Source organism: Actinoallomurus acaciae (genome assembly GCF_042429965.1).
Lineage (GTDB): Bacteria > Actinomycetota > Actinomycetes > Streptosporangiales > Streptosporangiaceae > Actinoallomurus > Actinoallomurus acaciae.
In genome coordinates this window covers 1-5,812 of sequence record NZ_JBHLZP010000717.1, presented here as the reverse complement: position 1 = coordinate 5,812, position 5,812 = coordinate 1, and the positions used below count along the sequence as shown (strand labels likewise).

Annotated in this window: 6 protein-coding genes and 1 pseudogene; 6 read left to right on the top strand and 1 reads right to left on the bottom strand. The window is 72.2% G+C overall.

The features are described 5' to 3' along the window. Positions 1–378: pseudogene (locus tag ACFFNX_RS45645) on the top strand (aldehyde dehydrogenase family protein); the annotation flags it as partial. Positions 379–452: 74 nt separating this feature from the next. Here ACFFNX_RS45645 and ACFFNX_RS45640 read toward each other — a convergent pair. Continuing rightward, positions 453–1,685: an MFS transporter gene (locus ACFFNX_RS45640; RefSeq protein WP_378212571.1), complete on the bottom strand. Its 1,233-nt coding sequence runs from the start codon at positions 1,683–1,685 to the stop codon at positions 453–455. A gap of 450 nt (positions 1,686–2,135) precedes the next feature. Between ACFFNX_RS45640 and ACFFNX_RS45635 the strand changes: the two genes are divergently transcribed. From ACFFNX_RS45635 to ACFFNX_RS45615, 5 genes are all read left to right on the top strand, one after another. Further along, a complete protein-coding gene (locus tag ACFFNX_RS45635) occupies positions 2,136–2,696 on the top strand; it encodes a copper resistance CopC family protein (protein WP_378212570.1) in 561 nt (186 codons plus the stop codon). Positions 2,697–2,781: 85 nt separating this feature from the next. Then, a complete protein-coding gene (locus ACFFNX_RS45630) occupies positions 2,782–3,420 on the top strand; it encodes a hypothetical protein (RefSeq protein WP_378212569.1) in 639 nt (212 codons plus the stop codon). 117 nt (positions 3,421–3,537) lie between these two features. Further along, entirely contained in the window at positions 3,538–4,227 is a 690-nt protein-coding gene (locus ACFFNX_RS45625) for a YcnI family protein (RefSeq protein WP_378212568.1), read from the top strand. An 8-nt stretch (positions 4,228–4,235) separates the two neighbouring features. Continuing rightward, positions 4,236–4,895: an SCO family protein gene (locus tag ACFFNX_RS45620; RefSeq protein WP_378212567.1), complete on the top strand. Its 660-nt coding sequence runs from the start codon at positions 4,236–4,238 to the stop codon at positions 4,893–4,895. Further along, positions 4,892–5,812: copper resistance CopC/CopD family protein (locus ACFFNX_RS45615; protein WP_378212566.1), on the top strand; the 921-nt coding region annotated here is incomplete at its 3' end. The genes ACFFNX_RS45620 and ACFFNX_RS45615, both read left to right, overlap by 4 nt.

Below are 5,812 nucleotides of genomic sequence, written 5' to 3'. Positions count from 1 at the left end.
TGGGGCTGGTGTCGGTACTGGCCCCCGCGATCGTCACCGGCAACACCACCATCGTGACCGCATCCGAGCCCGCACCGCTGCCCGCCATCACCCTCGCCGAAGTCCTCGCCACCTCCGACCTCCCCGGCGGCGTCGTCAACATCCTCACCGGCCATCGCGCTGAGCTGGCGCCGTGGCTGGCCTCGCACATGGACATCAACGGACTCGACCTCACCGGCGCCCCACACGAACCTCGCCACCCAGTGCGAACAAGCCGCCGCGACCAACCTCAAACGCGTCCTGCGCCCCGCCGAAAACGACTGGACCACCGACCCCGGCACCGCCCGGATGACCACATTCCTGGAAACCAAAACCGTCTGGCACCCCGTCGGCATCTGAAAGTCTCAGGCGCTGCGCGAGGCCAGAACGGCGGATGCGAATGGTGATCGCCGGGCCGCTCGTACCCGACGGGCTCATGGAGCCGCCGGGCGTCGCTCACGTCGGCCGAGCACCGCGCTCGCCCCCAGCGTGGCGAGTCCGAGTACGGACAGTCCGGCTCCGACCAGGCTCGGCGCGGTGTAGCCCTCCCCGGCGGCGATGACCAGGCCGCCGAGCCAGGCTCCCAGCGCGTTGGCCAGGTTGAGTGCCGAGTGGTTGAGTGCCGCGCCGAGCATCTGGGCGTCGCCGGCCACCTCCATGAGCCGCAACTGCAGGCATACGACCAGCACCGACCCCGCCGCGGCGGTGGCGAGGACGGCGAGGACGAGGGACGCCGCCGAGTGGGCGGCCAGCAGCATGAGCGCCAGCACGGCCGCCATCGCGAGCCCGGCACCGGCCAGTGAGGGGAACAGTGCCCGGTCGGCCAGCCGGCCGCCGAGCGCCGTCCCCGCCACGCCGCCGATCCCGAAGGCGAGCAGCACGACCGGCACGAAGGAGGAGCTCGCCCCCGCCACGTCGGTGACGGTGGGCGCGATGTAGCTGTACATGGCGAACATGCCGCCGAAGCCGACGACGCCGGTGAGCAGGGTCAGCAGCACCTGGGGCCTGCGCAGCGCCCCCAGCTCCGTACGGATCCCGGCGCCCGGGGAGGCCGGTGCCGATGGCACGAGGAGCAGGACGGACAGCACGGTGAGCCCGGCGAGCACGGCCACCGACCAGTAGGCCGCGCGCCAGCCCAGGTGCTGGCCGAGCCAGGTCGCGGCGGGCACCCCGGCGACGTTCGCGACGGCGAGGCCGAGCATCACCGAACTCACCGCCCGGCCCCGTATCTCGGGCGGCACCAGGGAGGCGGCGATGAGCGAGGCCACCCCGAAGTAGGCGCCGTGCGGCAGGCCCGCGAGCAGCCGCGCCACCAGCAACGTGCCGTATTCCGGTGCCAGTGCGGTCAGCGCGTTGCCGAGCAGGAACGCGGCCATGAGGCCGAGCGCAAGCCGGCGGCGCGGCAGCCGGGCCCCGAGCGCCGCGATGACCGGCGCGCCGATCACCACACCGAGGGCATAGGCGGAGATGAGGTGGCCACCGGTCGGGATGTCCACGCCGACGCCGCGGGTGATCTCGGGCAGCAGGCCCATGGACACGAACTCGTTCGTGCCGATCGCGAAACTCCCGAGGGCGAGCGCGGCGATCGGAAGAACCGCCCGGCGGGACGCAGGGCCGTCCGGCCTGGTCGTGGGCGTCGGCTGGCCGGTTGTGGCGAGGGTGTTCACATACCGCTCTCAAGGCGGCCCGCGGCCGATGCATTCCCGTCCTGCGCGACCTTCGCCCTGCAAGAGCGGCGCGGTCACCGGGTCGGCGAACACGCGACCCCCACCCGCACAGCCGCTGCGAACCGGTCCGCGGCGGCCCGGCGGCCATCATCCGCGCGTAGCCGTCCCGGCTGCGTCGGCTCGTGGGCCTCCGACCGGGGCCACCACGACCACGCCGGATGGTGAGGTCGCCGTCGGCGACGTCGAGAGTGAACAGGTCTTCACCGAGGTCGACGAGGAAAGTGGCGTCCAGTCCGTCCAGTCCGGCGGGGCGCAGGCGGCTCTAAAGGGCGAGCCTGGTCAGGCGCGGGAGAGATCTTTATCATCCGGTGGGGAGGGAGATCATCGATGCCCCACCGGAACCCGGCGGTCCGCCGCCTTGCGACTCTCGCGGCGGCTACGGCCATCATCGTGACCGGCTGGGCAGGGACGGCGTCCGCGCATGCCCACCTGGTCTCCAGCACGCCCAAGCACACCGCGACCGTGGCCGGTCCGGTCACCGAGGTCACGCTCCGATTCAACGAGCCGATCAATCCCGCCGTCGTCCAGGTGAAGGTCACCGGTCCCGACGGCCGGGACCACACCGACGGCAGGCCCCGGATCGACGGCGCGGCTCTGACCCAGGGCCTCAAGAACGACATGGGGGCCGGAAGGTACGCGATCGCGTTCCGGGTCGTCTCCCACGACGGTCACCCGGTCAGCGAGCAGCTGCACTTCACCCTGAACGCCCCAGGCTCCTCGTCCACGCCGGCGCCGCCCGCGGCGGCACGGCCGAACCCGAGGCGACGAAGACCGGGCATGGCTGGGGTGGCGTCCTCGGCTGGGCGGTGGCCGTCATCGCGGTCGCCGCGGTGCTGCTCGGCCTGCGCCGGCGTCGCACTCGCTGACGTCCCCGGCTCGCCGGTGAACGCCATGGGTGCACCGGCGAGCCGTGGCGGTGCCCGGCTCGTTTCCGGGGGCCGACGCCGGTGATGTCGGTTGAAGCGGGCCGAACGCCCACGGCGCCGGTGGCACGGTACTCTCCACGTACTACATGTCGTAGTTGTTGAGTGGGGTCATGCGTCCTCCTGGATGGTTCCGTCTGATGCGCGCCGGGGCGTTCGCCGCGGTGTGCGTCGTGCTGTCCCAGGTCGGGCATGATCTGATGGCCGCGCGTCCGGCGCCGCCGTGGGCGGGCTGGGCCGCGTTGGCGGGGGTCGGCGCGGTGGGTTACTGCCTGGCCGATCGTCGGCGCCCGGCATGGTGGATTCTGCTCGCGGTGGAGGTCTCGCAGGTCTGCCTGCACCTGTGGTTCGACTTCTGCACGCCGTCCGGCTCCGGCGCGGAGCCGATGCCCATGCGGATGGGCGCGGACGGTATGCACGCGACCGGGCACCTCGCCCTCTCGCATGACGGTGGCGTCTCCCTCGGCATGCTCGGCGCGCACGCGCTGGCCGGGTGCCTGGCGGCGCTGTGGCTGTACGCGGGTGAACGGGCCCTGTGGCGGGCGCTCCGTACGGTCGTCGAGTTCCTCGTCGACCGTACGCTGCGGCTGCTGGCCCTGCTCGCGGCGACCGGCCCGGCGCTCGGCCGCGGCCCGGATCGGGTGTCCGGCGGCCGCGGTGACGACGAGGTCGCTCCCAAGATCGCTGTTCTGCGGCATGTCCTCGTACGTCGTGGTCCTCCTCGGGCCGGCGGGTTTCCGTCGTTCGTCTGAACACCCCGGCCTGTCGCTGTCGCGTGTGATGCCCCGTTCCGGTTCTCCGGGCGCTCGGGGCCGTTCGTGTTGCGCGCGTGGCGGGTCGTCATCCGCATGCCATGACCGAGGAGCATCATGTCTTTCCCCCTTGCCGTGCGACGCGTGCTGACCGGTGGCGGGGCCGCCGCCGCTGTGATCGTCGCGCTGGCCGTCCCGGCGGCCGCCCATGTCACCGTCAATCCGAAGACCGCCGAGCCCGGCGGGTACGGCGCCTTCGACGTCCGGGTCCCCAATGAGGAGGCCGACGCGGACACCACCAAGGTGCAGCTGTACCTGCCGACCGATCACCCGATCGCGTCGGTGTCGGTGCAGCCGACGCCGGGGTGGTCGATCGACGTGACCAAGGGCAGGCTGCCCCAGCCGATCAAGACCGATGACGGCGAGGTGACGGAGGCCGTCACCGAGATCACCTGGTCGGGTGGCAAGATCACGCCGGGTCAGTTCCAGCAGTTCGGCGTCTCGCTCGGGCCCCTGCCCACCGACACGAACACGCTGTACTTCAAGGCGTTGCAGACCTACACCGACAAGTCCGGCAAGGACAGCGTGGTGCGGTGGATCGAGATGCCGAACGGCGGTGCCGAGCCCGAGCACCCGGCGCCGTCGATCACGTTGGCCAAGGAGGCCACTCCGCAGACGGCCGCCGAGAGCGACGGCGGCAGCGGTACGGCGACGACCCTGGGCGTGATCGGCCTGATCGCCGGTCTGCTCGGCCTCGCCGCCGGGGCCGCGGCGTTCGTCCGGTCCGGCAGGTCGACCTCGGCATGAGGCCGACCATGAACGCCCGCCCGGCGGCTCCGGCCGCCGGGCGGTACCGGCTGCTGCTGCTCTTCCTCCTGCTGCCGGCGCTGCTCACGGCGTGCGGCGGCGGAGATCCTACGCCCCCGGTGAAGGTCCTCGGCCCGACTCCGGACCTGCACGGTACACGCCTGACCACACCGTTTCGCGAGCCGGACCTGACGCTGACCGGCACCTCGGGACGTCCGGTGAACCTGATCAAGGCGACCAGGGGGAGGCTGACACTCGTCTACTTCGGCTACACCCACTGCCCGGATGTGTGCCCGACCACGATGGCCGACCTGGCCGGTGCGCTGCGGCTGCTGACTCCGGCGCAGCGGGACAAGATCGCTGTCGTGTTCGTCACCAGCGACCCGTGGCGTGACACCCCGAAGGTGATCAAGTCCTGGCTGGCCTCGTTCAACCCGGACTTCATCGGGCTGACCGGCGACTACGCCAAGATCCAGGCGGCCGCGAAGTCGCTGGGGATCGCACTGGAGAAGCCGTCGTCGACGTCGGGCGAGTACCAGGTCACCCACGGGGCCGAGGTGGTCCCGTTCGGTACGGACAACCTCGCGCACGTGATCTACACGGCGGGCGTGTCCTCCCAGGACTATGCGAAGGACCTGCCGAAGCTGCTGCGACAGGAAGCGGGGTGATCGCCAGGGCGGGCGCGTGCGTGGCGGCGATGGTGTTGTTCCTCCTGGTGACGACGGTCCCGGCCGAAGCGCACGCCACCCTGTCGGCCTCCTCTCCGTCGGACGGCGCGGTGCTGGCCGCTCTGCCGCCGGTGGCGACGCTGACGTTCGATGAGCCCGTACGGCCGGTGACCGACGACATCACGGTGCTGGACCCGGACGGGCGGAGCGTGGGCGGAGCGGTCGGCGTGGCCGGGCCGAAGGTCACGGTCGGGCTGCGGAGTACGGCCGTTCCGGGGACGTACACGCTGACCTGGCGGGTGATCTCGGCGGACTCCCATCCGGTCGGCGGCGCGATCTCCTTCTCCCTCGGGCATCCGAGCAGGGCCGCCGCGACCACGGCCGTGCGGACGAGCACGGCGGTCTCGGTGCTGTTCACGGTGGTGCGGTTCGCCGGCTTCGCGGGGTTCGCGCTGTTGGCCGGTGGGATCGCGTTCTGCTGTTACGGGCTGCCGGAGGCGCTCGACCTGCGCGGTGTCCGGATGCTGATCGGCGTCGGCTTCGCCGCCCTGCTGGTGGGCACCTTCGGGTCACTGCTGCTGGAGGGCCCGTACGGCGCCGGCGCGGGGCCGGGCGCGATCGCGCGACCCGAACTGCTGGGTCAGACCCTGTCCGGCACCTACGGCAAGGCGCTGACGGCGCGGATCCTGCTGCTGGCGGTCCTGCCGTTCGTCCTCGCGTACGGGCTGCCCCGGCTCGGTGAGAGGCGGAGTCGCCTGGTCTTCGGCGGCGCCGCGGGCGCCCTCATGGCCGGGATCGCCGCGACCTGGTCCGCCGGCGGGCATGCCGCCACGAGCACCCAGCCGGCCGGGACCGTTCCCGCGGACGTGGCGCATCTGTGCGCGATGGCGCTGTGGCTGGGCGGCCTGGCGGCGGTC

Coding starts and splice junctions, on each gene's coding strand:
- ACFFNX_RS45630 (WP_378212569.1), top strand. CDS start 2,782: ATGCGTCCTCCTGGATGGTTCCGTCTGATGCGCGCCGGGGCGTTCGCC.
- ACFFNX_RS45625 (WP_378212568.1), top strand. CDS start 3,538: ATGTCTTTCCCCCTTGCCGTGCGACGCGTGCTGACCGGTGGCGGGGCC.
- ACFFNX_RS45620 (WP_378212567.1), top strand. CDS start 4,236: ATGAACGCCCGCCCGGCGGCTCCGGCCGCCGGGCGGTACCGGCTGCTG.